This is a genomic window from Streptomyces sp. NPDC031365 (assembly GCF_055569765.1).
This window is the reverse complement of sequence record NZ_JBVIIM010000035.1, coordinates 1-26,477: the sequence shown is the minus strand read 5'-3', so window position 1 is coordinate 26,477 and position 26,477 is coordinate 1. Positions and strand designations below refer to the sequence as shown.

At 69.7% G+C, this 26,477-nt stretch carries 25 protein-coding genes and 2 pseudogenes; 13 read left to right on the top strand and 14 right to left on the bottom strand.

Annotated elements, in window-relative coordinates:
- The first annotated feature begins 132 nt into the window (after positions 1-132).
- A complete protein-coding gene (arfA, locus tag ACZ5C2_RS33735) occupies positions 133-1,632 on the top strand; it encodes an arabinosylfuranosidase ArfA (RefSeq protein ID WP_468799844.1) in 1,500 nt (499 codons plus the stop codon).
- Between the two features lie 50 nt (positions 1,633-1,682).
- Here the strand turns inward: arfA and ACZ5C2_RS33730 are convergent, their stop codons facing one another.
- From ACZ5C2_RS33730 to ACZ5C2_RS33720, 3 genes are all read right to left on the bottom strand, one after another.
- Positions 1,683-2,741: a LacI family DNA-binding transcriptional regulator gene (locus ACZ5C2_RS33730; RefSeq protein WP_468799842.1), complete on the bottom strand. Its 1,059-nt coding sequence runs from the start codon at positions 2,739-2,741 to the stop codon at positions 1,683-1,685.
- A 155-nt stretch (positions 2,742-2,896) separates the two neighbouring features.
- Positions 2,897-4,435 (bottom strand): glycoside hydrolase family 43 protein, encoded by a 1,539-nt coding sequence (locus ACZ5C2_RS33725; RefSeq protein ID WP_468799840.1) that lies wholly within the window; start codon positions 4,433-4,435, stop codon positions 2,897-2,899.
- Positions 4,436-4,694: 259 nt separating this feature from the next.
- A complete protein-coding gene (locus ACZ5C2_RS33720; protein ID WP_468799838.1) occupies positions 4,695-6,854 on the bottom strand; it encodes a DEAD/DEAH box helicase in 2,160 nt (719 codons plus the stop codon).
- A gap of 309 nt (positions 6,855-7,163) precedes the next feature.
- On the opposite strand from ACZ5C2_RS33720, the gene ACZ5C2_RS33715 reads away from it, so the two are divergent.
- Positions 7,164-7,415, top strand: coding sequence for a hypothetical protein (locus tag ACZ5C2_RS33715; protein WP_468799836.1), 252 nt, complete (start codon positions 7,164-7,166; stop codon positions 7,413-7,415).
- Positions 7,415-7,807 (top strand): DNA-binding protein, encoded by a 393-nt coding sequence (locus ACZ5C2_RS33710; protein ID WP_468799834.1) that lies wholly within the window; start codon positions 7,415-7,417, stop codon positions 7,805-7,807. Before ACZ5C2_RS33715 ends, ACZ5C2_RS33710 begins: the two co-directional genes overlap by 1 nt.
- A gap of 121 nt (positions 7,808-7,928) precedes the next feature.
- On the opposite strand, the gene ACZ5C2_RS33705 is transcribed toward ACZ5C2_RS33710, so the two are convergent.
- The gene (locus ACZ5C2_RS33705) at positions 7,929-9,347 is read right to left on the bottom strand and encodes an ATP-binding protein (protein WP_468799832.1); all 1,419 of its coding nucleotides are present in this window, start codon (positions 9,345-9,347) and stop codon (positions 7,929-7,931) included.
- A gap of 470 nt (positions 9,348-9,817) precedes the next feature.
- Between ACZ5C2_RS33705 and ACZ5C2_RS33700 the strand changes: the two genes are divergently transcribed.
- The gene (locus ACZ5C2_RS33700; protein ID WP_468799830.1) at positions 9,818-10,204 is read left to right on the top strand and encodes a CPCC family cysteine-rich protein; all 387 of its coding nucleotides are present in this window, start codon (positions 9,818-9,820) and stop codon (positions 10,202-10,204) included.
- Positions 10,201-10,926, top strand: coding sequence for a HEAT repeat domain-containing protein (locus ACZ5C2_RS33695; protein WP_468799828.1), 726 nt, complete (start codon positions 10,201-10,203; stop codon positions 10,924-10,926). The genes ACZ5C2_RS33700 and ACZ5C2_RS33695 overlap by 4 nt, the downstream gene beginning before the upstream one ends.
- Positions 10,927-11,322: 396 nt before the next feature.
- Here ACZ5C2_RS33695 and ACZ5C2_RS33690 read toward each other — a convergent pair whose 3' ends face one another.
- The 5 genes and pseudogenes from ACZ5C2_RS33690 to ACZ5C2_RS33670 form a co-directional block, all read right to left on the bottom strand.
- Positions 11,323-11,721: an effector-associated constant component EACC1 gene (locus tag ACZ5C2_RS33690; protein WP_468799826.1), complete on the bottom strand. Its 399-nt coding sequence runs from the start codon at positions 11,719-11,721 to the stop codon at positions 11,323-11,325.
- Positions 11,709-12,404: pseudogene (locus tag ACZ5C2_RS33685) on the bottom strand (caspase family protein); the annotation flags it as partial. The gene ACZ5C2_RS33690 and the pseudogene ACZ5C2_RS33685, both read right to left, overlap by 13 nt.
- 21 nt (positions 12,405-12,425) lie before the next feature.
- Positions 12,426-13,274, bottom strand: coding sequence for a helix-turn-helix domain-containing protein (locus ACZ5C2_RS33680; protein WP_468799824.1), 849 nt, complete (start codon positions 13,272-13,274; stop codon positions 12,426-12,428).
- Between the two features lie 401 nt (positions 13,275-13,675).
- Complete coding sequence (locus ACZ5C2_RS33675) at positions 13,676-14,212, bottom strand: NUDIX domain-containing protein (protein WP_468799822.1); 537 nt, start codon at positions 14,210-14,212, stop codon at positions 13,676-13,678.
- Position 14,213: 1 nt separating this feature from the next.
- Positions 14,214-15,569: a tetratricopeptide repeat protein gene (locus ACZ5C2_RS33670; RefSeq protein WP_468799820.1), complete on the bottom strand. Its 1,356-nt coding sequence runs from the start codon at positions 15,567-15,569 to the stop codon at positions 14,214-14,216.
- 224 nt (positions 15,570-15,793) lie between these two features.
- On the opposite strand from ACZ5C2_RS33670, the gene ACZ5C2_RS33665 reads away from it, so the two are divergent.
- The 4 genes from ACZ5C2_RS33665 (at position 15,794) to ACZ5C2_RS33650 (ending at position 18,809) form a co-directional block, all read left to right on the top strand.
- Complete coding sequence (locus ACZ5C2_RS33665) at positions 15,794-16,543, top strand: hypothetical protein (RefSeq protein WP_468799818.1); 750 nt, start codon at positions 15,794-15,796, stop codon at positions 16,541-16,543.
- 78 nt (positions 16,544-16,621) lie between these two features.
- On the top strand, positions 16,622-17,533 hold the full coding sequence (locus ACZ5C2_RS33660) for a phosphotransferase family protein (RefSeq protein ID WP_468799816.1): 912 nt from the start codon (positions 16,622-16,624) through the stop codon (positions 17,531-17,533).
- Between the two features lies 1 nt (position 17,534).
- Complete coding sequence (locus ACZ5C2_RS33655) at positions 17,535-18,227, top strand: class I SAM-dependent methyltransferase (protein WP_468799814.1); 693 nt, start codon at positions 17,535-17,537, stop codon at positions 18,225-18,227.
- 36 nt (positions 18,228-18,263) lie between these two features.
- On the top strand, positions 18,264-18,809 hold the full coding sequence (locus ACZ5C2_RS33650) for an HAD domain-containing protein (protein WP_468799812.1): 546 nt from the start codon (positions 18,264-18,266) through the stop codon (positions 18,807-18,809).
- A gap of 120 nt (positions 18,810-18,929) precedes the next feature.
- Here ACZ5C2_RS33650 and ACZ5C2_RS33645 read toward each other — a convergent pair whose 3' ends face one another.
- The 3 genes and pseudogenes from ACZ5C2_RS33645 to ychF form a co-directional block, all read right to left on the bottom strand.
- Complete coding sequence (locus ACZ5C2_RS33645; protein WP_468799810.1) at positions 18,930-19,607, bottom strand: hypothetical protein; 678 nt, start codon at positions 19,605-19,607, stop codon at positions 18,930-18,932.
- Positions 19,608-19,664: 57 nt separating this feature from the next.
- Positions 19,665-19,982, bottom strand: a pseudogene (locus ACZ5C2_RS33640) (relaxase/mobilization nuclease domain-containing protein); the annotation flags it as partial.
- Positions 19,983-20,196: 214 nt separating this feature from the next.
- Positions 20,197-21,285, bottom strand: a complete 1,089-nt coding sequence (gene ychF, locus ACZ5C2_RS33635) for a redox-regulated ATPase YchF (RefSeq protein ID WP_103541405.1) — start codon at positions 21,283-21,285, stop codon at positions 20,197-20,199.
- A 187-nt stretch (positions 21,286-21,472) separates the two neighbouring features.
- Here ychF and ACZ5C2_RS33630 point away from each other — a divergent pair, with 187 nt between their 5' ends.
- Complete coding sequence (locus ACZ5C2_RS33630; RefSeq protein WP_468799807.1) at positions 21,473-22,123, top strand: DUF6542 domain-containing protein; 651 nt, start codon at positions 21,473-21,475, stop codon at positions 22,121-22,123.
- Between the two features lie 56 nt (positions 22,124-22,179).
- On the opposite strand, the gene ppgK is transcribed toward ACZ5C2_RS33630, so the two are convergent.
- Positions 22,180-22,926, bottom strand: a complete 747-nt coding sequence (gene ppgK / locus ACZ5C2_RS33625; RefSeq protein WP_468799805.1) for a polyphosphate--glucose phosphotransferase — start codon at positions 22,924-22,926, stop codon at positions 22,180-22,182.
- Positions 22,927-23,003: 77 nt separating this feature from the next.
- Entirely contained in the window at positions 23,004-24,029 is a 1,026-nt protein-coding gene (locus ACZ5C2_RS33620; protein WP_468799925.1) for a 4-hydroxy-3-methylbut-2-enyl diphosphate reductase, read from the bottom strand.
- Positions 24,030-24,095: 66 nt separating this feature from the next.
- Here ACZ5C2_RS33620 and xseA point away from each other — a divergent pair, with 66 nt between their 5' ends.
- The 3 genes from xseA (at position 24,096) to ACZ5C2_RS33605 (ending at position 26,328) form a co-directional block, all read left to right on the top strand.
- Entirely contained in the window at positions 24,096-25,304 is a 1,209-nt protein-coding gene (xseA, locus tag ACZ5C2_RS33615; RefSeq protein ID WP_468799803.1) for an exodeoxyribonuclease VII large subunit, read from the top strand.
- Between the two features lie 9 nt (positions 25,305-25,313).
- On the top strand, positions 25,314-25,571 hold the full coding sequence (locus tag ACZ5C2_RS33610; protein ID WP_468799801.1) for an exodeoxyribonuclease VII small subunit: 258 nt from the start codon (positions 25,314-25,316) through the stop codon (positions 25,569-25,571).
- A 166-nt stretch (positions 25,572-25,737) separates the two neighbouring features.
- Positions 25,738-26,328, top strand: coding sequence for a malonic semialdehyde reductase (locus ACZ5C2_RS33605; RefSeq protein ID WP_468799799.1), 591 nt, complete (start codon positions 25,738-25,740; stop codon positions 26,326-26,328).
- Positions 26,329-26,477 lie beyond the last annotated feature (149 nt).

The window sequence follows — 26,477 nt, the reverse complement described above, 5'->3', positions numbered from 1 at the left end:
TGCACCTGCCGGCGGCGGGGGCAGGCCGCCGGCGCCGGCGGCACCGATCGGCCCGCCGCGGCCGCACGTCCCGCGCCCTCCCCCGGGCATGCCGTCCCCGGACATGCCGTCCCCCCAGAAAGGACCGTCGCTTTGCCCCGCGCCCACATCGAGCTCGACAGGAGGGCCGTCATCGCTCCCGTCCGACGCCGTACCTTCGGCTCGTTCGTCGAGCACCTCGGCCGCTGCGTGTACACCGGCCTCTACGAGCCGGGACACCCGAGCGCGAACGACGAAGGGTTCCGCATGGACGTCGTCGAACTCGTCAGGGAGCTCGGCAGTACGACCATCCGCTACCCGGGCGGCAACTTCGTCTCCGGGTTCCGCTGGGAGGACTCGGTCGGTCCGCGCGAGAAGCGCCCGGTGCGCCGCGACCTGGCCTGGCACTCACTCGAGTCGAACCAGGTCGGCCTCGACGAGTTCGCCAGGTGGCTCAAGCTCACCGACTCCGAGCTGATGCTGGCGGTCAACATCGCCACGCGGGGCATCCTGCCCGCCCTGGACCTGCTCGAGTACGCCAACCATCCGTCCGGCACGGCGCTTTCGGACCTGCGCATCGCAGGCGGCACACCGGACCCGCACAACGTGCGCATGTGGTGCCTCGGCAACGAGATGGACGGACCCTGGCAGACCGGGTTCATGACGGCGGACGACTACGGCAAGATCGCCGCCCGCACGGCCGCCGCGATGAAGGCGGCCGACAAGGACCTCGAACTCGTCGTCTGCGGTTCCTCCGGATCCGGCATGCCGACCTTCGGTGACTGGGAGCGGACGGTACTCGAGCACACCTACGACCACGTCGACTACATCTCGTGCCACGCGTACTACCAGGAGCACGACGGCGACCTCGGCTCCTTCCTCGCCTCGGCGCTCGACATGGACCACTTCATCGACACCGTCGTCGCGACCGCCGACCACGTGGGGTACAAGAAGCGCTCCGACAAGAAGATCAACATCTCCTTCGACGAGTGGAACGTCTGGTATCTCAACGAGCATCAGGGGTTCGCGGCGGTCCAGGACGAGTGGCGCCACGCCCCCCGGCAGCTCGAGGACCAGTACACGGTGGCGGACGCCGTCGTCGTCGGCAATCTGCTGATGACGCTCCTGCGGCGCAGCGACCGCGTCACCTCCGCCTCGCTCGCGCAGCTCGTCAACGTGATCGCGCCGATCATGACCGAGCCCGGCGGCCCGGCCTGGCGGCAGACGACCTTCTATCCGTTCTCCCTCACGAGCCGGCTCGCCTCCGGCGAGGTGATCCGGCCCGTCATCGACTCGCCGACGTACACCACCGCGCGCCACGGCGAGGCATCCGTCGTCGACGCCGTCGCGACCGTCGACGAGGACCGGGCCGCGGTCTTCCTCGTCAACCGGGACCTGGCGGATCCCGCGCAGGTCACGATCGACGTGCGCGGCCTCGCGTCGTCGCGCATCGCCGAGGCGGTCACGCTCGCCGACTCGGACGTGTACGCGAAGAACACACTCGCCGAGCAGGACCGGGTGACCCCGGCCACGAACAAGAGCGCGGCACTCGCCGACGGCCTGCTCACCATCGAGCTGCCGCCCACCTCGTGGACGGCGATCGCCCTCCGCTGAGCGTTGGGGCGTGACCGTGACGAGACCGTCCGGGGCGCCGCCCGTCCGCGTCAGCGGCGTGGCGCCGCGGTCGCCGGGACGGGCCCGGTGGAGGCACGGACGACCAGTTCGGTGGCCAGTTCCATGCGGGCGGGGGGCCGGATGCCGCCGTCCTCGCTCCGGGAGAGGTCGATCAGGAGCTTGACCGCCGCGGCACCCAACTCGGTGCTGGGCTGTCTGACGGTCGTCAGCCCGGGGGTGACGTACTGCGCCTCGGGCAGGTCGTCGAAGCCGATGACGCTGACGTCCTCGGGGATCCGCAGGCCCCGGGCCGCGAGCGTGTCGTAGATGCCGAGCGCCATGGGGTCCGAGCAGGCGAAGATTCCCGTGATCCCCGGGTCGCCGTCGAGCAGGGTGTGGGTGGCGGCCGTCGCCTTGGCGCGATTCCATCCGCCATGGACCACGGACACCGTGGCACCTCCGGCGGTCGCCGTGTCGGCGGCCGCACGGAATCCGTCGACGCGGGCCCGGCTGAAGAGATGGCGGGCATGACCGGCGACCACCCCCATCCGCCGGTGACCGAGAGACAGGAGGTACTCGGCGGCCGCCCGGCCGCCGTCCCAGTTCGCCACGCCGATGCTCGCCACCCCTGACGGCGGTGTGCTCATCGGGTCGATCAGCACCACGGGGACGCCCGCGGCGGAGAGCGCGCTGAACTGCCGTGAGGTGGGGTCGATCAGCGTCCCGATGGTGCCGACGGCGCGCCTTCTCAGGACCCGCGACACCCAGTCGCTGTCCGGCTCGGCGAGCGTCAGTACGACATCGAGTCCCGCTGCCGCCGCCTCCCGCCCGACCCCGGCGATCACCAGATTCGCCCAGGACCCCTCGAAGTGGGTGACCACGAGATCGAGCACGTTGGACAGGCCGCTCTCGTCCCGCACGCCGTCGCTCTTGGACCCCGCCCGGCGGGTGTAGCCGACGGCTTGCACGGCTTCCATGACCCGCGCGCGCGTCTCGGCCGAGACGTCGGTCCCGCCCCGCAGCACCTTGGACACGGTGGGCACGCTCGTACCAGCGGTTTTGGCCACCAGTGACAGTGTCGGGCGCGAGCCGACGGGTCGGGGGGACATGAGGACAGGCTATCCGGCGGGGCAGCCGTCCAGGACGCCGGGGCGGCTGCCCCGGCGGGCCCCGCGGAGGTGTTCGGCGCCGACGCCACCCAGGTCGGCGACGTCGTCCGCCCTCTCCCGGGGCGCGGCCGAACGCCGGGGTCAGGCGACCGGCGTCACGCGGAGGGCGCCGGGAGCGGGGCGGCGTACTCGAACCAGTCGAAGGCGACCTCGCCCTCGACGGCGTACATGCCGATCACCCGGCCGGTGAAGCCGCAGGCGACCTCGGTGGACAGGTAGCGTCCGTCCAGTTCGGCGAGCGGCCGGGCGTCCGGGGCGTCGGGGTCGCCGAGCCAGAAGGCAATGGTGTCGGGGCCCGTGGCCCCGCCGTCGGTGAGCTCGGGCGAGGCGGGCACGAGGTCGGACGTCCGGATCGTGACGGTGAGGGTCAGCGGCCCGGACGGGACCGGCCGGGCGGCCACGGTCTGGCGCAGCGGACCGATCCGGGCGACGACGCCGGCCTGTCCGTTCCCGATCTCCAGTTCGTAGTGGTGGGCCTCGTCCAGGCGCACGCAGAGTCCGCCGCGTCCCGTGCCCGGGTCGATCTCGGCGCTGACGCGGCAGTCGTGGTGCTGCTGGCGGCGGCCGACGAAGGTGTATCCGGGGCGGTCGAGGGTGGGGCCGGTGGTGGTGAGGGCCAGCAGGCCGGGGCGCCGGGTGAGCGACCAGGAGCCCTCCGGTCGGGCGAACGGCGAGACCCAGTGCGGCGCGAGAGCGGTCCCGTCGAAGTCGTCGCGAGCGGGCGGCTCCGGAACGGGATGCCAGGCCCCGCCCGGGGCCGTGTGGCTCTCGGGAACGGGCGCGACGACGGGCCAGCCGTCCTCGTCCCACTCCACGGGGGTCAGGAACGTCTCGCGGCCGAGCACGTGGACGTCGGGCGTGAAGCCGCGGGGGCGGACGCCGAGCAGCACCATCCACCAACTGCCGTCGGGAGCCTGCACCAGGTCGGCGTGGCCGGTGTTCTGGATGGGGCGGGGGGTACCGCTGTGGGACAGCAGGGGGTTGGCGGGCGCGCCCTCCCAGGGGCCGCGCGGTGAGCGGGCGCGGGCGACGGACACACTGTGGCCGCGTTCCGTGCCGCCCTCGGCGATCAGCAGGTACCACCAGTCGCCGATGCGGTAGAGGTGCGGCGCCTCGGGGAACTTGAGGCCGCTGCCCGACCACGTGGCGAAGGGCCCCTCCAGCACTTCACCGGTGACCGGGTCGATGCTGGCCATGTTGATGCCGCCCGCCGGCCCGGAGAAGGCGCACCAGCAGGTGCCGTCCTCCTCCCATGCCAGATCGGGGTCGATCCCGGTCAGGTCGATCCATACCGGGTCGCTCCACGGCCCCTCGGGCCGCTCGGCCGAGACGACGAAGTTGCCGCCGCCGTCGATGTTGGTGTTGACGACCCAGTAGCGGCCGTCATGGTGACGGATGGTCGGGGCGTAGAGGCCGCCGGACGCCTTGGCCCCGGGGATCGGCAGCGGCAGTTGCCCGGGCCGGTCGAGCACGTTGCCGATCTGCTCCCAGTGCACGAGGTCCCTGCTGTGGAAGAGCGGCAGCCCGGGAAAGTACTCGAAGCTGGAGCACACCAGGTAGTAGTCGTCACCGACCCGGCACACGCTCGGATCGGGATGGAAGCCGCTGATCACAGGATTGTCGTACGTATGCACGGAGCCGTGCCTTCCCTTCGGGCCACCGAACGCCGCGAACCGGGCCCGGAGTTCAGCGGCTCATCATCAGGGGGACGAAAGCCCCCCGCCCGTTCGTTCGTTCGCGATATCGAACGAGTGTCGAAATTCCGATCAACCTAGATGATAGAAGCGAACGACGTCAACGGCTACGACCCGGCGATGCGGGAAGGCGGCAGCCCCGCTGAGGCTGCCGCTCGCCTGCCCACCTGCCCGCCTGCGCCTGAGCCGGATGCGAGCCTCAATCGGACGTCGGGGGCCTCGGGTTCGTCATGCCCAGACGCGCCTGCTCCTCCTCGACGATCCGGCGAGCCAGCTCGGTGTCCGACACGTCGACCGCGTCCGGGGTGGCTTCGGCCACCGCGCTACGGCGGGCGTAGGCATCGAACAGGCGGGTCTTCTTCTCCAGCATCTTCACCATGCGCTCATCCACTCCCCCGGTGGCGAGAAGGCGGTGCACGTGAACCGGCCTGACCTGCCCCATGCGGTGGGCCCGGGCCACTGCCTGGTGTTCGAGGGTCGGCTTGATCTGTGGTTCGCAGATGATGACGACGGACGCAGCCTGCATATTGAGGCCGACGCCGGCCGCCTGGATCTGCGCCAGGAGCACCGCCGGCCCTGAGACCCCGGCGAAGTCGTCGACGATCTGCTGCCGCCGCCCGGCCGGGATACTGCCGGTGAGCGGACCGAGCATCGGGGTACCGGCGGTGGGACCCACCGCGAGGGCCGCCTCCACCACGCCCAGCACGTCCTTGAAATGGGAGAAGACCACTGTCTTCTGCCCGTTCTCGGCGGCTTCCTGAACGATCTCGCGGAGCCGGTCCAGCTTGGCCGACTTCTCGGGACGCAGGTACGCGGCCCTGCGCATCGCCATGAAGTTGCCCGCGCGCACGGCTTCGCGGTACGCCTCCTCGTCCGACGCGCTCAGCTGCTCCCACTCGTCGGTCTGCTGAAGACTCGGGAGTTCCGTCAGCACGTCTTCCTGGTTGCGCCTCAGGTAGACCGGGGCGACGGCCTTGCGGAAGGCGACCGATCCCGCCAAGGCGTCCCGCTCGCCGAGGGAGTCCGCCACCCCTCCGTCGAGCATCTGGACCAGGTTGCGGAACTCCGCGACCCGGTTCTCCATCGGGGTTCCGGTCATGAAGAGGGTGCGCTCACAACGCTCCGTCCACAGGGCGACCGACTGCGACCGCTTGGTCTTCGGGTTCTTCACGGAGTGAGCTTCGTCGACGACGAGCAGTCCGACCTCGCCGCCGCCGGGCGCCGGAAATCCGCGCAGCGCGTCGAAGGTGGTCACCCCCACCCCGCCCCGCCCTTTCCAGTCGGCGAACGCGTAGTGCCGGTCGGGGCCGTGGAGCACCGTGACCCGAAAGGCGCTGCGGGCCTCGATCTCCCGAGTCCAGTTCACGAGAACGCTCGCCGGGCAGACGACCATGAAATGGCTCTGCCCCTCGGCGGCCAGGTGTGCCAGCACGGCAATCGCCTGGATGGTCTTCCCGAGACCCATCTCGTCGCCGAGTATCACCTTGCGCTGCGCGAGGACGAACCGCGCGCCGAACGCCTGATAACCGCGCAGGGAGACCCGCCGGTGCGAGTCGTCGAGCTGTTGCGTCCGTACGCGCTCGGCGATCTCCTCCGGCAGGAACCCCTCGGCGGCCGCCGTGTCCGGCGGCCGCCCGGCGATCTCGGCGAGCAGGCTGTAGTACTCCGCGGAGCGGAGCTCGAAGTCGACCCATGCCGCGATGTCGGACGAAGATCCACGCAGCAGGTCCACCGAGGCCTGGGCGAGCAGTCCGGGCAGGCCGGCCTGCTCCGCCTCGTCCACCAGTGAGCGGATCTCGGCTACCGCCGTCACGGCACAAGCCCTCTTCTGCCGGCCGGCCAGCAGCATCCTGACACGGCCGGCGGCGGGCCTCGCGTCGGCCAGCAACGGGCCGAGCCGTTCCGACAGGGCCGCGGCTCGGTCCACCGCGCGCCGGGCGTCCGGGCCGGCTTCCACCAGTACGTGCAGGGCCATGACGAGCGCGGTGGTGCTCGGCTCCGGCCTGTCCACGTCGATGTGGACGGCCACCGTCTCGTGCACCGCTTCGGAGAGCCGGCGGGCAGCGGCGAGGATCTGGTCGACGGTGCGTTGCCCGACACCGGGAATCTGCCGCAACCGGTAGGGACCCGCTTCGAGGACACGGCCCACCGTGCCGAGGCCGTTCTTCTCGACGTTCCCCAGCCGCAGGCGTCCTTCGGTGACATCCTGCAGCCGGGCGACGGGTATGGCGTCGAGCTCCCGGGTGACCGCCGCGTCGCTGATCGGCTTCAGCGCCGCCCGCACCGCCTCGACCGCCCTGCGGTGGTCACCGGCCACCGCCTGCGCCGCCTCGTGGAGCACCGCTCCCCTCGCGATCATGTCCCGCTCGCCACGCCCCACGTGTCCCGCCCCTCTCGCAATCCCCGCATCCTCCCACCAGCCACGCCGGCCCTGGACGAGGTTCCCGTCCGGGGCGGGGCGGAACGCCGATGCCCATCGGACGGGCATCTGATCAACCTGCCGCAGGTCAGCGGCCCTCCTCGGCCGATCTCCCGGACGCGGGACCGGACGCGGGACCGGACGCGGGACCGGACGCGGGACCGGACGCGGGAGAAGCCGCCGCGGATCAGCCGGGCCCGCAGAACTCTTCATTACCGAAGGCTTACGACCACCAGTAGGATCGGTGGCATGAGCGGTAGCAGGAAGTACTCCATCAGTCTGCCCGAGGACCTCGCCGAGGCCGTACGCGCCCACGTCGGCCCCGGCAGCTTCTCCGCCTACGTCGCCGAGGCCCTCGAACAGCGGGTCGCCATGGACAAGCTTCGGGAGATCGTCGCCGACTTCGAGACCGACAACGAAGCTCTCACCCGTGAGGAGGTCGAGGCCGCTCGGGCACTACTGCGCCATGATCACCGGCAGACCGGTGGGGCCGCCATCTGATGCCCGGCACCCTCCTGCTCGACAGCGAAGGCCTCTCGAAGCTCTACCTCAAGGACCGCACCGTCACGGCTCTTGTCCAAGCTGCGTCGGAGGAGGGCATCCGCGTAGCCACCAGCGCCATGACGACTCTCGAGGCCGACTACGAACGTATCCACCCGGCCCGCGTCAAGTGGGTCCTCTCCCGCGTCGACGTCCACGACGTCACCAAGGTGATCACCCACCAGGCCGCCGCGCTTCTGCGCGCCCATCACCTCCACGGCCACAAGTACGCCATCGATGCCGCCTTCGCTGTCATCGCCCGCAACGCGCCCCGGCCGGTCACCGTCCTCACGTCCGACCCCGAGGATCTGACACTCCTGTGCGGCCCTTCCGTGGAGGTCGTCAAGGTCTGAGGCGGTGTCACCACCACGCCGGCCCGACCTGCCACGGGATTCACGACGCAGTACGAGAGGGCGACGTCCGTTCCGCCTGATCACGCTCCTCAACTCCCGTACCGCAGCTGCCACCCGCCACTCACAGCGGCCAGGCGGACAGCAGATCGCCGGGACCGTAGGCGGCGTCAAGCCCGGGACAGTCGACTCCACTGCGCGAGACCGCCACGACTGGAACCGGTTCGTCGGTGAGGGCGGCCCGGTGTCGATGGAGAGCGGCCACGTCGTGCCGGTCGAAGGGCGACTGCTCCAGCCACTTGATGGAGCCGACGAAGAGCAGCTCCTTGGCGATGGGGGCGCGGTCCGCCCCGACGATATCGATCTCGACGTCGTTGGTACGGGTCCAGTATCCGCCCACCGCGGGGGCCGCGGACAGCCGGTCGTCGGGCAGAATCCGCGCCAGGGCCTCGCGGACAAGGGGCTCGACGGCCCGGCCGCGCCAGCTGGTCCAGTTCTCCCGGATCCGCGCCAAGGTCAGATCGCCCCGCCCCCGCTCGATCTCATCCATGGAGGGGCCGAGCAGGTGCAGCCAGAACCGCACGTAGGGATCCGCAACCCGGTAGCGGCGGTCCTTCGACGGACGCAGCGATACGGGCAGCTCCGCAGCGACGATCCGCTTGTCCGTGAGCAGTTCCAGCGCTCGCTGCAGCGGCGTGGCCCCGATACCGCCGGCCGCACGAGCGATGTTGGTGAAGGTCCGCTCGCCACTGCCGATAGCCGCCAGCACCGTACGCGCCTGAGCCTGCGGAGGAAATTCGGCAGCCAGCGAACGCTCTGCCGACACCAGCAGGGCCGAGACCGGGTCACTCAGTGCCTCACCAAGGAAGTCCCACAGCCCCGCACCCCCCGGCCACTCCGTGCAGATCAGCGGCAGCCCGCCGGTGACGAGCGTGGCGTCGAAGGCTCCCGCTGGCTCCAGCCCCAGCATCCTCCCCACCTCGGCGGGGTTCAGCGGTCCCAGCACCATCTCCCGGCCGCGCTGATGGAAGGGCCGTCCATAGCTGTTCAGTGCCTCCATCATCGACAGATCGGAGCCGATGAGGACCAGCAGCACGGGCTTGGTCTCCAGCACCCGATCCCAGGCCCGTTGCAGCATCCCCTCGAAGGCGCCATCGATATCCATCAGGTACGGCACTTCGTCGATGACCAGCACACTCGCCCGGTCGGCGGGCAGCGCCGCGGCCAGCACATCGAACGCGGCGTCCCAGCTCTCCGGCCGCGCGGCGGCCACCAGCCCCGCCAACGGCAGCGTCGACGCCTGGGCGTCCCGGCTCAGCCGTGCCAGATCATCCCGGGGAGACGCACCGGTCGCCGCATAGAACAAGAACGGAGCCCCGGAGCGCTCCGCGAACCGCTCGACCAGCCGCGACTTGCCCACCCGGCGCCGCCCACGCAACATCACGCACCGACCGGGCCGCTCCCCGCCGGCGCCTGCCGCCACCTTCTGCAGCTCTCGCTCCAGCGTCGCCAGCTCCTGGCGACGGCCTACGAAATCAGCCACGGCCGCCGACCTCCACGCATGACACCAACAATGATGTTACTAACATTTACGTTAGCATCTTAGGGCGCCGACACCGCACCGCGACGAAGCCGTTGTCGGGGAGGGCCGAGGGCCCATCCCGGCCCGATCCACAGGTGATGAAGGACCGGCTGTCCCAGCACCGCCTCAGCACGGTCAAACCCGAAGGGCCCGACCCCGAAAGAGTCGGACCCTCTCTGCCTCTGCACGTTCGCGAGATCAGTGACGTGTCGGCACGTCCGCGGCTACACGTTGAAGCGGAATGTCTGCGGCCCGATTCCGACCTGCGGCGGAGCGCCGTGCAGGACCCTGACCTGGGATTCCTCGTTGGTATGCGTTGACTCCCGACGGCCGTTTACGGGTGTCCTGCGGACTGGCTGCGGACTGGCCGGGGGTGCCGAGGCAGAGAAACCCATGGCACCCCGGCGGGACCTTCCAAGGAGACTGCGGGGGTGAGCGACTCCTACCCCTGCCCGTGCTGCGGGCACCGCGTGCTGGACGCGATGCCCGGCTCGTACGAGATCTGCCCCATCTGCTTCTGGGAGGACGACGGGGTCCAGTTCCGCTGGCCGACCATGGCCGGAGGGGCGAACAAGGTCTCCCTGATCGAGGCCCAGCGGAACTATCAGGACTTCGGCGCCTGCGACGAGCACGGCCTCTGGTACGTCCGCCCGCCGGCCGAGGACGAGCCGCTCGACCCCGCATGGCGGCCCATCGACCTGACGCGCGACTCCTTGGAGGACTGGGAATCCCAGGACCGCGCCCCGTGGCCAGACGACCGCTCGGTGCTCTGCTGGCGGCTCCCCACCTTCTGGCGCCGGGACCGCTCCGCGTCATGACCTCCCACATCGAGACACTCGTCCAGCAGCTCGACGGCAAGGCCGATAAGTCCTACGACGCCCGCGCGGAGCTGATCTGGATCGGCGCCGACGCCATACCCGCCGTCATCGACGGCCTTCCTTCCCTCGGCGGCTTCGGCCAGCTGACCGCCATCGAAGTCTTTGAGGAGGTGGGCGATCCCCGTTGCGGCCCCGCTCTCATCGGCCTGCTGGACAGCGACAACCCGACCGTCCGCGAATGGGCGGCCATGGCCCTGGCGAGCCTGGAGATCGACGGCGCCATCGAGCCCCTGCGCCGCGCCTACCGCGCCTGTCTAAAACGCGCGACCCCACCGGACTGGACCGAGTCCGTCGGCATCCGCTGGGCGCTGACCGAACTCGGCGCCCGCACCCCCGTCGTCCCGCCGCTCACCGCGCGCGCCACCGTGGCAGACGACGCCCCGGGCTGGCCCTCGGTCCACTTCACCGAGATCATCAACGACCTGGCCGACCACGCCCAGGTGATCCTTTACTCCCAGTTCTGGCGCGTGGACGACGGCCGCACCTACGGCATCTCCGGCACTGGCCTGGACTGGGAACTCGACTGGACCGCACCGTGGGGGCACCTGGTCGAGGAGTCCCGCACCTGGTCCCTGCTCGAAGCATCCGAAGCCCTCGCCGGCAACAACATCTTCGTCGCCCCCACCTGGATTGACCGTGCCGACCTTCACCAGGAGAGTTGACCGATGCCGTTCCAGCACCCCGAAGAGATCGTCTACGGCTTCCTGATCGAGCGCTACGTGACGAGGAAGGACTCGGGCTCGGGCCACCCGTGCCACTTCGTGAGGTGGACCACCATGCGGGTACCGCGCGGCCAGGCCCCCTACACGGCAAGGCGGCCAACGAGCGTCAGATCGTTGGCCGCCTTGCCGTGTCCAGGCCCAGGCCAGTCGGTAGTAGGGCTGGCGGGCGGAAGGCGATCCGGGCGAGGGCCGAACAGTCCGCGGCGAGGCAGCAAGCCGGGCAGACGTGGCCTCCGCCCTGGCGGCCCACCGCCCCCTGGATGGGCACCCACAGGTCCCACGAGCGACCGGGCGACTGTCACAAACACGCGTTGATCAAATCAGCTATCTCGTTGGTCATTGAGAGCCATCACCGGCTGTTGCTGAGCCATCCGGATAGGCAGCCTTCAGGACGTCCGCGAGGCGTCTGATTTCGGCGGGGTCCTCCGTTCCCGATACCGCAACGGTTACCGAACCCAATTTGATCTCCACGGGATCCGGCGCGCCCCCGCGTGCCTTGAACCAGTTGGAGATGATCTGGATGAATCCAGGAAGCGCCAGCGTCCCGGAAATTACGATGGCGAGGACGTCGAGCCCGTCGCCGAGTGTGCCCGCCGCCGGTTCCGTGGCCTTCCGCTGAAAGCGCCCAATTGTGCGAGAATTGGGATCACGAGCGAGAAACCTCTTAAGATCCTCGAGCTGCGTCGATCCGTCAGCGTGACGGATCTCGATAGTTCGAGACACTATTTCCCCCACTTGTTTGTCATGATTTCCACCCGGTCTCCATCGCCGCCGATCTGGCGTCCAGGCGCGGGAAAGCCGCGCGCCTTGGAGATGCGCTCGATATGACGGAACAGTACATCAGTGTTAATGACGGACGGACCCTGAGGAATTCCCTGGCGTAGCGCATCGACGAGATGCCCGGTAAAAGTGGTGAAACGCTCACCGACGGGTGCGAGCGCTGCCGTAGTGGCATTCGCGGACGTCAGCACGTAGGTCCCATCGATGACAGCCGCACTGGCCAGCTCCTCGGGCTGGCCAAGGATGTCCAGTGCCGCACCGCTGTAACAGCTATCGAGGATCACAACGCGCTTTCCGATTTGACTGTCGGCGATCTGAATGCGCAAGTTGTTGAAGTCGAACGCGGACCATGGCCGCGACGGCGAGGAGCGGACGAGGCCCAGCATCAGCCTCCCCCGGGAGTCAGTCCAGCCGTGGCCGGCGAAGTAGACGAGCAGGGCCCCGCCCGAGGGGTCCGCCGCTTCGGCTGCCCGTTCGACAGCATCATGCACGTCTGAGTTAGATTCCGGGTTCTTCACCACGAAGACGTTCTCTCTGGGGATTCCCATGCTGCTCACCATGAGCTCTTGGAGAGATTCAAGATTGTTCGCAATAGACTTCACAGGAATCATTTCCTGGTAGTCGGATACGCCAACGAGAACTGCCGCACCACTTTGCCATCACGGGAAGAATTGTGGAGGGGGCGTATCTAGTGATGCCGGAGACGAGTCTTGAATTCCTTGTGAGTTGCGGAGGTACGCTGTGACCGTCCGCCTCTTCTTCAGGTAGTCCTTGATCGATCTTTCCACAGACTCTTTTGGCGTTGCCCGGCCGTTGAGCCAAGCCTGGACGGCGGCCCTGGTCATCCCGGTGTCACTTGCAAGTTGCCCCTCGGTGACACCCGCCTCTCTCATCATCCGAGCGAGCCAGATGGTTGTGGGTTCGCTTTGATGAATCGGAAATTCCGGGTCCCAGTGATCAGGCCACCCTTCAAGCTGATAGCTGAACACGGCGGGCGGGATTTCAGCACTCTGGAGGTAACCGGGGTGTGCTTTATCTGTTCTTTCTAGCTCGCTAGCGTATTCGAGGTTGCGGGTGAGGAGGGTAATACGTTTCCCCTTCTCTCCCTCGAGGAGCAGTAGCCCGTATCCCGTCTCAATATGGGGGAGCCCCGCAGTAGAGCAGAACTCCCGGTAGCGCACCGCTCCAATGCTCTCGGGAGTCGCCAAGAGGATTCGCTTTCGGGTTATCCGGTCTGACTCGCTGCGGCGGCCTACCAGAGGGTTCGCCTGCTTCCTCGCGGCCGCCAGAGTCACCGCTTCCCTGGCGGCCCCCGCCATGAGCTCGCACCAGTCGCCGAGATCAGGGTCCTCGCCGGCCCAGGCCGACATGACGGTCACGGCAGCGATAAACGCATCCTGATACTTTTTGGGCACCGGAGGCTCGAACGTGCGAGGTGAGAGCCACAGCCTGAGCACGTACTCCGTGAGCTCCGAGGAGCCGCGGATCTGCATCTCGTGTGCCGCCATCACGACGTCCTGGACGCCAGGGGCCCGTTGCTCGCGTTCCCGCGCGGCTCGCGCCCGTTGGTAGAGCGCGCGAAGCCGTTCACTCAGGCGGTCTTGAAGCACCCGGCCCGCAGACACGTCGCCGGTGGGCGTCTCCGCGAGCTCCCCACCGCGAGGGTGCGCGCTGAGTGACCCATGTTCATAAAAGGTGCCCACGCCCACGTTTGCCGGATGCGTGTAGGGCGCTCCGTCGGTGATGTGCGACGAGTGAGGCGTGTCCGAAGTCGACATTCCCCCAGGATCCCCCTGTCGTGAGCCCGCCGAAGCACCTACAGCAGAACGCGATGAGGAGCTTACTAGGCGTGTTTACCGATTCCTCCAACGTATCGGTATACCGACACCGGAAGGGGTAGGTCGTGGGCTCACGGTGCGGACCAGCCGTCCAAGGAGACTTCCGAGCCGTGAGTCAGATACTGATGGAGAGCGCTGGCGGTGGTGTCGACGAAGGCTTCGGGGATGGCGTTAGCGTCGACCCAGCGGACCTGGGCGTGCTTGCGGGGTTCGCGGTTTTCCGGTTCGCCGGTCCAGTCGTGGGCGGCGAAGACGACGGTGAGGAAGCCGTTGGGGGCCTCGACACCCCAAGCTCCGTGGATGATGTGGGCGACCTTGAGGGACTCGGGCTTCACCGTGAGGCCGGTCTCCTCGTAGAGCTCGCGGACCGCGGTTTCGGTGATGGGCTCGCCCGGCTCGCTCTTGCCGACGGGGAGGTCCCACATTCCCTGGGCGAACTTCGCGTTCTCGCTGCGTTGGAGAAGAACCACGCGGTTGGCGGCCTTGTCGTGGACGATGACGGCGGCGACCAGCAGGGTCATGGATTCGAGCGCCGGCTTCAGGGCCTTGGGCTGGTCGTCGGTCTGCTGGGTCACGGTGTTCCCTTCGGCGGGCGGGTTGTTGGGCATGTTAGGCGAGGGCCTCGCGGGCGCGGCGAGCAAGATCGGCGGCGCCGGGTACCTTGCGCCTCTGGTAGATCGCCAGGGTGGAACGGATCGAGGTGATCGCCTTGCGCGTCCGGTCGGAGGTCATGCCCTCCATGAGGACGAGGGCCTGGGTCCAGGCGGCGACGGCCTCATCGGCGCGGGCCTGGGCGGCGAGGCTGTCGCCGAGGTCGGCGTGGGTGAGCGCGTGGACCCGCTTGTACTTCTTGGGGTCCCAGCGGGTGAGGGCGTCTCGGTGCTGCTGTTCGGTGCCGATGTGGTCGGCGAGGTCAGTCAGGGTGCGGGCGGTGTGGCTGGCCACGGTGCCGGCGGCGGGGCCGCTGACCCGGGAGTAGCTGGGCTGGGGGCCGTCGTCGCGGAGGAGGGCGTCCTCGGCGGCGAACAGGGCGCGTGCGGCCGACGGGTTCTCGTCGGTGGCAGCGTAGGCGCGGGCGTGGGTGATGTGGAGGAGGGCCTCGGTCTGGCCGTCGACGTGGCCGAGACCTGTGCGGAGGGCGCCTTCGACGAGGTCGACGCAGTGGTGGGGCTGCTTGAGGCTCAGGGCCTGGTGGGCGAGAGCGCGCATCATCCAGGCGGCGTGGCCGTGCGGGTCGGCTTCGCAGGCGAGCTTGTAGCCGACCTGGTAGTAGCGCTGGGCGGCGCCTTCCTGGCCGAGGTCGTGGTGCTTCCACCCTGCGAGGTAGGCGAGTTCGGCGACAGCGCCGAAGGCGGCCCGGCGTAAGGCTTCGCTGGGGAAGCGTCCGCGCAGCATGGGGGCGGCTGTGTCGGCGAGGTACGCGGTGACGGTGGTCAGGCCGTGTCCGCCGCCGAGGCGCTCGTCGGCGGCGCTGAAGGCCGCGGTGATCTGGCGTACGACGTCCACGTCCTCCGCACCGACCAGGGATATGCCCGTGCGGGCGCGGAGCATGCGGGTGGTGGCTTCGTGGTCGTAACCGAGCGGCATGGCGACGCCGGCGGTGGTGAAGGCCGCGATGGCGAGGAAGCGGCGGCGCTCGACGTCGGCGCGGCCCAGGTCGGTGACGGCGAGGACGGGGTCGGATTCCGCCGGCTCTTCGTCACCGCTGGCCTGGAGGCCAATCTCGGTCTGGGTGACCGTGCGCTCCGCTCGGCGGGACAGCGCCTCGGCCAGGTACTGACCTACCCGGCCCGACGGGGCACGAGTGCCGTTCACCCAGTGCGAGATGGCCGACTTGTTGGTCTGGAGGATCTCGCCGTTCTCGGCGGCGATACGTCGTACGTCTCGGGCGAGGGCCTCGTAGGTGCAGTCCGCCGCGTCGATGACGTCGCGTAGACGGGAGTTGGGTTCTCTCAGCGCCGCCACGACCGCCTCCGCCCTGGAGCTGTAAACCGCGTATACCGCTTCAACTGCCTTCCACCGTACCCACTGAGCGTGACCACCGGTTCACTTATCAGCAGCCGCCCCGGAACGGCGCGACCGTGATCCAGGCTCCCCCTTGGTCCGGGCGGCACCCCGAAGTTCCGTACGCCCACACCAGGCTCGGGCATTCCTGTGCCCCAGCCTGGCCGATCAGAGACGGAGAAGCGGTGACCACCATCGACACAACGGCCATCACGGTCGAGCTGCCCGAGGCGTTCGACCCGCGCTGGAGCCGCCTGCCCGGCATCCAGGTCGACGGCCGACGCATCACCATCGACCCGGCGGAGTACTTCTTCCGCTTCGAGTCCAACACCTGGCTCGTCGCCGACTGGGAGCTGGTCAAGGCCCAGCTCCTCGGTGCGGACGAGACGACCGAGAGCGCCGTCGAGCAGCTCGCGCTCGACTTCATCAAGCAACACAGTGAGTCGACCTCCGACGCGGCCCGCGTCCTGGCCACCGCGTACGAGGTGTACGCGTACCTGTTCCGCGACGAGCACCTGGCCGGCCTCGGTCTACCGCAGATCACCGCCGAGCACCTTCGGATGCTCCGCGAGGCGGCCACGCTCATGGCGCTCAACAAGGTGGAGCTGGACGGGCACATCTCCAACGTCGGCCCGTGCTGGTTCTTCCCCGCCGCCACGTCCGTCGTCTTCGACCTGGACGACGAGATGGGCGGGATGCTCGACGAGGTCTACCACGGCGGCTGGTTCAACGAGCACCGCCGGATCGAGTCCATCAAGGCCCACGCCGCGCTCGGCGGCCGGCTCGTGCACGGCTGCCAGTCCGTGCCGGACCAGTCCGGCGGCGTGGTCGCGCCCTACGGTGCCTCGATGGCGAACTTCCGCAACGGCCTCGACGCGTTCAAGGCGGGCTGGATCGAGCAGGTCAACGCCCACCGCGTGAACCCCGCCGCGTAACCCACCTCCCGATCAGGCTCCGGGGCGGGCCGGTATCTCGCCCGCCCCGGACGCCACCACCCCTCCCCGGAGCCCCACGTGACCACGAACCCCAGCGCCGAACTCCTCGACAACCTGCTCACCGCGACCGGCCAGACCACCGCCGTACGGGAGGAGGTGCGCGTGTGGTCTATGTCCGGCGTCGAGCGCGTGGCCTTCCCCGACGGCTCCACGGCCATCTTCAAGTACGCCAAGAAGCCGTTCGACAGCGAGGACCAGGCCCTCCGCCTGGCCAACACCCTCGGCGTACCCGTCCCCCAGGTCCACGCTTCCGCCGTCCTGAACGGCTGGCTCGGCATGCTCATGGAGGACCTCGGACCGTCCGTCCGCGAGGCCGACGACCTCGACGGCGTCGCCGCGGCCGTGATCCTGCACGGCACCCGTACGGCTCCGCCCTTGCCCGTACTCGATCAGAACCGGCTGCGGACGCTGCCGGCCAGGGCGCTTGAGCATCTCGAACGGCTGCGCAAGGTCGATCGATGGCAGGACGCCGACGACGTCGAGGACGCGCTCGACCATATCGCCAAGGCTGCCGAGGCCCGCTCGGCCGGAGCAACGCTGGAGCCGTTCGGCTGGGTGCACTCCGAGTTCCACCCCACCAGCCTCCACATCGGCGAGCACGGCTGGCGACTGCTCGACTTCGCCCGCGCCTTCACCGGCCCCGGCCTGCTCGACCTCGCAAGCTGGCACGGCACTATCGAGCCCCCGCACCCCGTCCGCCTGCGCCTCTTCCTGGAGCAGTACGTCACCGCCGGCGGCACCCCCGACGCCCTCGCCCAGCGCGGCGGGCTCACCGCCGAGAACTGGGCCCTGGGCTGGCACCGCATGTGGGCCGTGGAGTGGTTCATGGAGCAGGCCATCCGCTGGATCAACGACCCAGCCACCGACCCGGCCTACATCAAAGCCGTCCGCCGCCACCTCACCGACGCCCTCCACATCCTGGAGATCTGACGTGCTCGCCCAGGCGTCCCCGTGGCACGCCCACGCCCTCCAGCGCACCGCCGCCGAACTCGCCGAACCCCTGGCCGTACCCGCCCGGATGGAATGGACCACGAGACCCGGCCAAGGCCCCGGAGCAGAGATCCTCGGCCCCGACCTGCGCGGCAAGCGCCTCCTGGAACTCGGCTGCGGCCCCGGCCACAACGCCGCCCACCTCGCCACCCGCCACAGTGCCCGTGTCACCGGCGTCGACCTGGTCGGCCTCCAGGTCCGCCGCGCCCGCTCCCACTACGGACGGCTGAACAACCTCACTTTCGTCGCCGGTCACACCCTGCACTACCTGAACGCCTCCAACGAGCAGTTCGACGCGGTCTACTCCATCTTCGGCGCCGTCGGCCTCGTCGCCCCCGAGCTCCTGCTCCCGGCCATCGCCCAGCGCCTCACGCCCGGCCGGGTGCTCGCCTTCTCCGTCCCCCACCCGCAGCGTGGCGGCCAAAGCCCCTCCGGCGACGACCGGCCTCGTCGCGACCACGTCACTCTTCCCGATCGCACCCGCCTACCCATCGCCCGCTGGGAGTTCTCCACGGACCGGTGGGAGAAGCACCTCAGCCAGGCGGACTTCTGGCTCACCTCAGCCCAGGAATTTCACGACCCCCGCATGGGCCACTGGCCCACCACCCTACTGATCCGCGCCCGCAAGCTCTGACCAGCCAATTGCCCCGGCTTCCCCCTGGAGGAACCGATGCGTCCGCCCTACCTTCTCCTCGACATCGACGGCGTCCTCATTCCCTTCCCTGACGCAGCGGGCTCGGCCCCGGCCACCCACGCCCGTCACGACGTCGTCCCCACCGGCCGCAGCGCCGCCAACCCGGTCACCGTCTGGCTCAACCCCGACCACGGCCGCCTTCTCATGGACGTGATCCGCACCGGCCTGGTCACTCCCGTCTGGTGCACCAGCTGGCGCAAGGACGCCACCACCCTCATCGGGCCCCTTCTCGACCTCCCGGCCCTGCCGCACGTCGACCTGCCACGTCCCCAGATCACCACCAGCCACCCCAACGGCTACCTCTGGAAGCGCGACCACGTCGACATCTGGCTGGGCGACGCCCTCGCCGTCTGGATCGACGACGACTTCACCAGCCTCGACCACGCCTGGGCGGCGGAGCGCACCTCAAAGGGAACGCCGACTCTCCTAGTTCAACCCGACCCGCACCTCGGGCTGCAGCCCGAGCACCTGACTGAGGTCACGACGTGGGTCGCGCAGTTACCCGTAGCCCGAGCCGCCTGACGACTGTTGCCCTCGCTGCCACGGACAGCGAGGGCAACAGGGTGCGTAACGGGTGGCCCGAACGCGACCTCGACTGGTGGGCTGGCGTACTCGGACCTCCTCATCATGAGTCACGCCACGTCAGGCCGTCGACTCGTTGAGGCGGTACTCCTCGGAGGGCATCGAGTCCCATTCGGTATTCGCGCCGTCGCGCGTCACCATGAACAACGGGCGCGATCGGAGGACCGGCCCGACCAGTTGCCCGCGCATGACGACCCCGGGATCATCCGGTCCTGCGTAGCCCTCGGGCGTGTAGCGGAAGTACACGTCCATTGCCTCGGCATACGCGATTGCGTCGCTCTCCAGCTCCAACAGGTCTCGCCCGACCAGCGGGATTCCGTCGTATGCGACCTGGGGACCGTTCACGGCGTCGACAGCAATGCAGAAGAGGCCCACAACTTGACTCACATAGGTTGTGACGGCAGATGGAGAAGGAGCCGCCCCGTGACGGCGGACCTCGACCTTCCAGGTCGGCGAGAAGATCGCGTGGTCCGGTGCACAATCGCTGACCTTCGTCTGGCCGAGTGTCTCAGCCGCCTCGACCACTTCGTCGACGGTCATACCGAACCGGAGCGGTCCCACGCCGACAGCCGGCGCATAGGACCACTCGTCCCGGCCGGCGACTCCGAAATCGGCTTCGGCCTTGAACGCCACAGTCGCCCCTCCAGAGACACCTGAGAACTCACCGGCGCCCATCATGTCGACGGAACGCCCCCGCTTCAGGGCGCCGAGGATGAATGGCTCTGCGAGATAGCGCACGCCGGAAGGCTGCGGCGTGATGAGGATGCGCGTCCGCAGAAGGACATCGGGCCGGGGTCAGCGGTGTCGACTGCGCCCTTCGGGCCTCGTGGCCACTGGTGTGGCCAGCGCGTATGGCGTGACGGACATGGACGACGTGCCGCTGGTGGCGCTTCGGCTGCGAGCCGCTTGCGTCCGCCGGTTCGGCTGAGCGGTGATGCGCCATTTGAGGACCCCGGCGGGGTGCTCGGCGCTGTCGAGCTCCCGCTCGGTGCCCACCTCGGCCAGGAGACGTCGGGGGTTGTGGCCGGCGGTCTCGGCGTGGGCGAGAGTTGTGGTCAAGGCGGTCCAAGCGGGGCCGGCGAGGATTCGGTCGGCGTGGTCGGGGAATAACGCTGAACACCTGTGGCCCGACTCCGAGGAGCGGACCCGCGCGGCGGTCGACAAGGCGTACGCGGACCGGTCCGCCGATGCCCAGCCACCGGTCGACGAAGCGGCGTAGCCGCTCCCCCGCGCGCTGACCGAAGTCAGCACGCTGCGGACTCCGTGCGGACCACAAAGGCCGCCCAACCCGCTCCGCCGCAGGTCAGACGGCCTTTCGCCGGACCTATCAGACGTTGAAGCGGAACTCCACCACGTCGCCGTCCTGCATGACGTAGTCCTTGCCCTCCATGCGGGCCTTGCCCTTGGCTCGGGCCTCGGCGACCGAGCCGGTTTCGACCAGGTCGGCGAAGGAGATGACCTCCGCCTTGATGAAGCCCTTCTGGAAGTCGGTGTGGATGACACCGGCGGCCTCGGGGGCGGTGGCGCCCTTCTTGATGGTCCAGGCGCGGGATTCCTTGGGGCCGGCCGTGAGGTAGGTCTGCAGGCCGAGGGTGCGGAAGCCGACGTGGGCGAGGGTGGCGAGGCCGGGTTCCTCCTGGCCGACGGACTGGAGGAGCTCGAGGGCCTCGTCCTCGTCCAGCTCGGCGAGGTCCGCCTCCAGCTTGGCGTTGAGGAAGATCGCCTCGGCGGGGGCGACCAGGGCGCGCTGCTCGTTCTTGAAGTCCTCGTCGGTCAGCTCGTCCTCGTCGACGTTGAAGACGTAGAGGAAGGGCTTGGTGGTGAGGAGGTGCAGGTCGTGGAGGAGCTCCGCGCGCTCGGTGCCCTGGACGATGCCCTGGGAGAAGAGGGTGTCGCCCTTCTCCATGATCTCCTTGGCCTCCTCGACCGCCTTGACCTTGGGCGCGATGTCCTTCTTGATCCGCGACTCCTTCTGGAGGCGGGGCAGGACCTTCTCGATGGTCTGCAGGTCGGCGAGGATCAGCTCGGTGTTGATCGTCTCGATGTCGTCCTTCGGCGAGACCTTGCCGTCGACGTGGACGACGTTCTCGTCCTTGAAGGCGCGGATGACCTGGCAGATCGCGTCGGACTCGCGGATGTTCGCGAGAAACTTGTTGCCCAGGCCCTCGCCCTCCGAGGCGCCGCGGACGATGCCCGCGATGTCGACGAAGTCGACGGTGGCCGGGAGGATGCGCTGGGAGCCGAAGATCTCCGCCAGCTTGGTGAGGCGGGGGTCGGGGACGCCGACCACGCCGACGTTCGGCTCGATCGTGGCGAACGGGTAGTTGGCCGCCAGCACGTCGTTCTTGGTCAGGGCGTTGAACAGGGTCGACTTGCCGACATTCGGCAGGCCGACGATTCCGATCGTGAGCGACACGTTGCGACTTCCCGTACGTGAGGATGAGGGGTGAGGACGGACCGGCCCTACGGGGCTGCGGGGGCCGATCCACCAGTCTACGGCGTGGCCGCGCCCGTCCGGCCGACGTGTCGAACGCCTGGCCGGGCTCCCGTTCCCGGCGTGTCTGACGGACTGTTCGGCACATAAAACGACCTAAGTTGGTCCAGTGGAGCAACACAGGACGCGACCCGCACAGCACGGACCGCTACGTGACCCGGCGCCCGGGCCACCCCGGCCCTCCAGGCCGTCCCGTTCGGGCAAACCGCCGCTGCCTCCGCAGGCGGGCCGGGCGGCGGGGGGCGGGGTCGTACGGTCCGCGCGGGCCGCCGGTCCCGGGCGGGCGCCGCAGCGGCGGCCCGCGCCCCCGCCCGCGCCCCGGCGGCTGCCCGGCCCCCGGCTCACCGGGCTGGGCGGCGGCCTGTTCTGCGGACTGGTGATGCTCACGCTCGGGCTGCTGACCGAGGCGCTGTTCGGGGCGTCCCAGACGGTCTACGGGGTGCTGTTCCTGCCGGTGTGCGTGCTCACCGCGCTCTGGGTACGCGAGGGGGACCTGCTCATCGCGCCCGTCATCGTGCCGATCGCCTTCGCTCTGGGACTGGTACCGGTGGCCGACGAAGGCAGCGGGGGCACCCTCGACCGGCTGATGGGCATGGTGACGGGCCTCGCCACCCAGGCGGGGTGGCTCTACGGCGGGACGCTGGTCGCGGGTGTGATCGTGCTCGTACGCAGGACGGGCCGGGTGCGACAGGCCCGCCGGACGCGCCAGGTGCGACGCGTGCAGCCCGCCGGCGGGGGTGGCCGGACCGCCCGTTCCTAGGCCGGCCCGGCCGTCCCGGCCGTCCCGCGAGCCTGCGGCCCGCGCCCGGGGTCCGGCTACGTACCCGTCGCCGCCCGCATCGCCGCGCCCACGATGCCCGCGTTGTTCTGCAGTTGGGCCGGAACGATCTCCGCCTTGATGCCCTCGATGTGGTCCAGGAACTTGTGGGACTTACGGCTGACGCCGCCGCCGATGATGAACGCCTCGGGTGAGAACAGCATCTCCACGTGGGCCAGGTACTTCTGCACCCGGTGCGCCCAGTCCTCCCACGACAGGTCGTGGTCGTCCTTGGCCTTGCTGGAGGCCCGCTTCTCCGCCTCGTGACCGTGCAGTTCCAGGTGGCCCAGCTCGGTGTTGGGGACGAGGACGCCGTCCACGAACACGGCGCTGCCGATCCCGGTGCCGAAGGTCAGCAGGATCACCGTCCCCCTGCGGTGGCGTCCGGCGCCGAAGTGCATCTCGGCGACGCCCGCCGCGTCCGCGTCGTTGACCACCGTCACCGGCAGGCCGCCCAGGCGGTCGCCGAGCAGCACGCGCGCGTCGGTGTCGATCCAGCTCTTGTCGACGTTGGCCGCCGAGCGGATCGTGGTGCCGCCGGTGACCACTCCGGGGAAGGTGATGCCGACCGGGCCCGTCCAGCCGAAGTGGTCGACGACCTGCTTCACGCCGTCGGCCACCGCGTCCGGTGTGGCCGGGTGCGGAGTGAGGACCTTGCAGCGCTCCTGCGCCAGGTCCCCCCTGTCCAGGTCGACCGGGGCACCCTTGATCCCGGATCCGCCGATGTCCACGCCGAAGATCTCCATGCCCCTACGTTACGGCGTACGACGGACCGTCACGCAGGCCGACCGCCGTGACCGCCGCCGTCGTCGTCCCACCACCGTCACGACGCGGAATCCGCGCCGGTCCCGGTGCCGCCGCGCTCGGCCACCAGGGCGGCGGCCTCGTCGCGCAGGTCGCGGCGGAGCTCCTTCGGCAGGGAGAAGATGATCGACTCCTCGGCCGCCCTGACGATCTCGACGTCCTCGAAGCCACGCCCCGACAGCCACTCGAGGACCTGCTCGACAAGGATCTCGGGCACCGAGGCCCCCGAGGTGACGCCGACCGTGGAGACACCCTCCAGCCAGGCCTCGTCGATTTCGTCGGCGAAGTCCACCAGGTACGCCGCGCGGGCACCGGCCAGCTTGGCGACCTCCACCAGCCGCTTGGAGTTCGAGGAGTTGCGGGAGCCGACCACGATCACCAGGTCCGCCTCGGCGCCCATCTGCTTGACCGCGAGCTGACGGTTCTGGGTGGCGTAGCAGATGTCGTCGCTGGGCGGGGAGATCAGCTGGGGGAACTTGTCCTTCAGCGCGTCGACGGTCTCCATGGTCTCGTCCACGCTCAACGTCGTCTGGGAGAGCCAGACCACCTTGGACGGGTCGCGGACCTCGACCTTCTCCACATCGCCGGGCCCGTCGACGAGCTGGATGTGCTCGGGGGCCTCGCCGGAGGTTCCGATGACCTCCTCGTGGCCCTCGTGGCCGATCAGGAGGATGTCGTAGTCGTCGTTCGCGAACCGGACGGCTTCCTTGTGGACCTTGGTGACCAGCGGGCACGTGGCGTCGATGGTGGCGAGCCGGCCGCGCTCGGCCTCCTCGTGGACGACGGGGGCGACGCCGTGCGCGGAGAACATCACGATGTTGCCCGGAGGGACCTCCTCCGTCCGTTCGACGAAGACGGCCCCCTTCTTCTCCAGGGTCTGCACGACGTACTTGTTGTGCACGATCTCGTGCCGGACGTAGACGGGGGCCCCGTACTGCTCCAGGGCCTTCTCGACGGCGATCACGGCGCGGTCCACACCCGCGCAGTAGCCCCGGGGGGCGGCGAGCAGGACACGGCGGCCAGGCGAAGCGGTCATGCCTCCCATCGTAAGGGCCACGTCCCAGGGGTTCGGTCACGGTGCGTTGTCGGTGGGGCGCACTACTCTCGCCGCATGGCTCTCAACACGTCTGCGGAAGCTCCCATCCCGGTCGGGGAGGTGTCACGGCTCATCGGGGGGTGGATCGACCGGCTCGGCGCGGTGTGGGTCGAGGGGCAGATCACCCAGCTGTCACGGCGGCCGGGCGCCGGGGTGGTGTTCCTGACGCTGCGCGATCCGTCGCACGACATCTCCGTGGGCGTGACGTGCTACCGGCAGGTGTTCGACGCCGTCGCGGACGTCGTGAGCGAGGGCGCGCGGGTGGTGGTGCACTGCAAGCCGGAGTGGTACGCGCCGCGCGGGCAGTTGTCGCTGCGCGCCGCCGAGATCCGGCCGGTGGGGGTCGGGGAGCTGCTGGCGCGGCTGGAGCAGCTGAAGAAGTCCCTCGCGCGGGAGGGACTGTTCGCGCCGGAGCGCAAAAAGCCGCTGCCGTTCCTGCCGCAGCTGATCGGACTGGTGTGCGGGCGGGCCTCGGCGGCCGAGCGGGACGTGCTGGAGAACGCCCGGCACCGCTGGCCCGCCGTGCGCTTCGAGGTGCGCAACGTGCCCGTGCAGGGGGTGCACGCGGTGCCGCAGGTCGTCCAGGCCGTGAAGGAGCTGGACGCGATCGACGACGTGGACGTGATCGTCGTCGCGCGGGGCGGCGGCAGCGTGGAGGACCTGCTGCCGTTCTCCGACGAACAGCTGGTGCGGGCGGTGGCCGCCTGCCGTACGCCGGTCGTCTCGGCGATCGGGCACGAGCCGGACAGCCCGCTGCTCGACCTCGTCGCCGACCTGCGCGCCTCCACGCCGACCGACGCCGCCAAGAAGGTGGTGCCGGACGTGGGTGAGGAGTTCGAGCGGGTCCGGATGCTGCGCGACCGTGCGCGGCGCTGTGTGGGGGCGCTGCTGGACCGGGAGGAGCGCGGGCTGGCCCACGCGCTGGCCCGGCCCTCGATACAGGATCCGCACCGGATGATCGACACGCGGGCCGAGGAGGTCACGGCGCTGCTGGAGCGGGGGCGGCGCTGTCTGCGGCATCAGCTGGACCGGGCCGACTCGGAGCTCACGCACACGCATGCGCGCGTGGTGGCCCTGTCCCCCGCCGCGACCCTGAAGCGGGGGTACTCCGTACTCCAGCGGTCGGACGGGCACGCGGTGCGCGCTCCGGGCGAGGTGGAGGCCGGTGCGGCGTTGCGGGCGCGGGTGTCCGAGGGTGAGTTCACAGTCATTGTCGATGCATAGGGTGGGCGGATGACCAGCGAGACGGAGCAGGCGGCGGCGACGGCGGGGACGGCCGAGGCGCTCGGGTACGAGCAGGCACGGGACGAGCTGATCGACGTCGTGCGGCGGCTGGAGGCGGGCGGTACGACGCTGGAGGAGTCCCTTGCCCTCTGGGAGCGGGGCGAGGAGCTGGCCCGGGTGTGCCGGCGCTGGCTGGAGGGGGCGCGGGCCCGGCTGGACGCGGCACTCGCGGAGGAGGCCGGGGCGGAGGACGCCGGGGAGGACTGATCCGGCGGCGAGGACTGGTCCGGGGAGACGCGGTCGGTGAAACGGATCACCACACTCCAGATTTAGTTGAGCATTGAACTTGCTGGGCTACGGTCGTGTCCACCAACCGGTTCGTGATTCCCGCGCGGAAGCCCGGGCCGACGTACCCCCCCAAGAAGGTTCACGTATGTCTCTCGTTCTCGCTCCCGCCGCCCAGGACCTGCTGTTCCGCGAGGCGCGCACCGCCCACGCGTTCGCCGACGAGCCGGTGACCGACGAGCAGGTGCGAGCGATCTACGACCTGGTCAAGTACGGCCCCACGTCCATGAACCAGTCGCCGCTGCGCATCACGCTGGTCCGTTCCCCCGAGGCCCGCGAGCGTCTCGTCCGGCACATGGCCGAGGGCAACCGGTCCAAGACGGCCACGGCCCCGCTGGTCGCGATCCTCTCCGCGGACAACGAGTTCCACGAGGAGCTGCCGCACCTCTTCCCGCACTTCCCGCAGGCCAAGGACGCCGTCTTCGGTGAGCGCCCGGTCCGGGAGAGCTCCGCCGCGCTGAACGCCGCCCTCCAGGCCGCGTACTTCATCATCGGCGTCCGCGCCGCAGGTCTGGCCGCCGGACCGATGACCGGACTCGACGCCGAGGGCGTCCGCAAGGAGTTCCTGGACGGCGACCACACCCCGCTGATGGTCGTCAACATCGGGCGTCCCGGCCCCGACGCCTGGTTCCCGCGCGGCCCGCGCCTGGAGTTCGAGCAGGTCGTCACCACGGTCTGAGCCGAGCCCCGGCACGGGCACAGGCACAGCTCGTAGCGCACGAGAAGCGCACGAGGGGCGGGGGGGGGGGGGGGGGGGGGGGGGGGGGGGGGGGGGGGGGGGGGGGGGGGGGGGGGGGGGGGGGGGGGGGGGGGGGGGGGGGGGGGGGG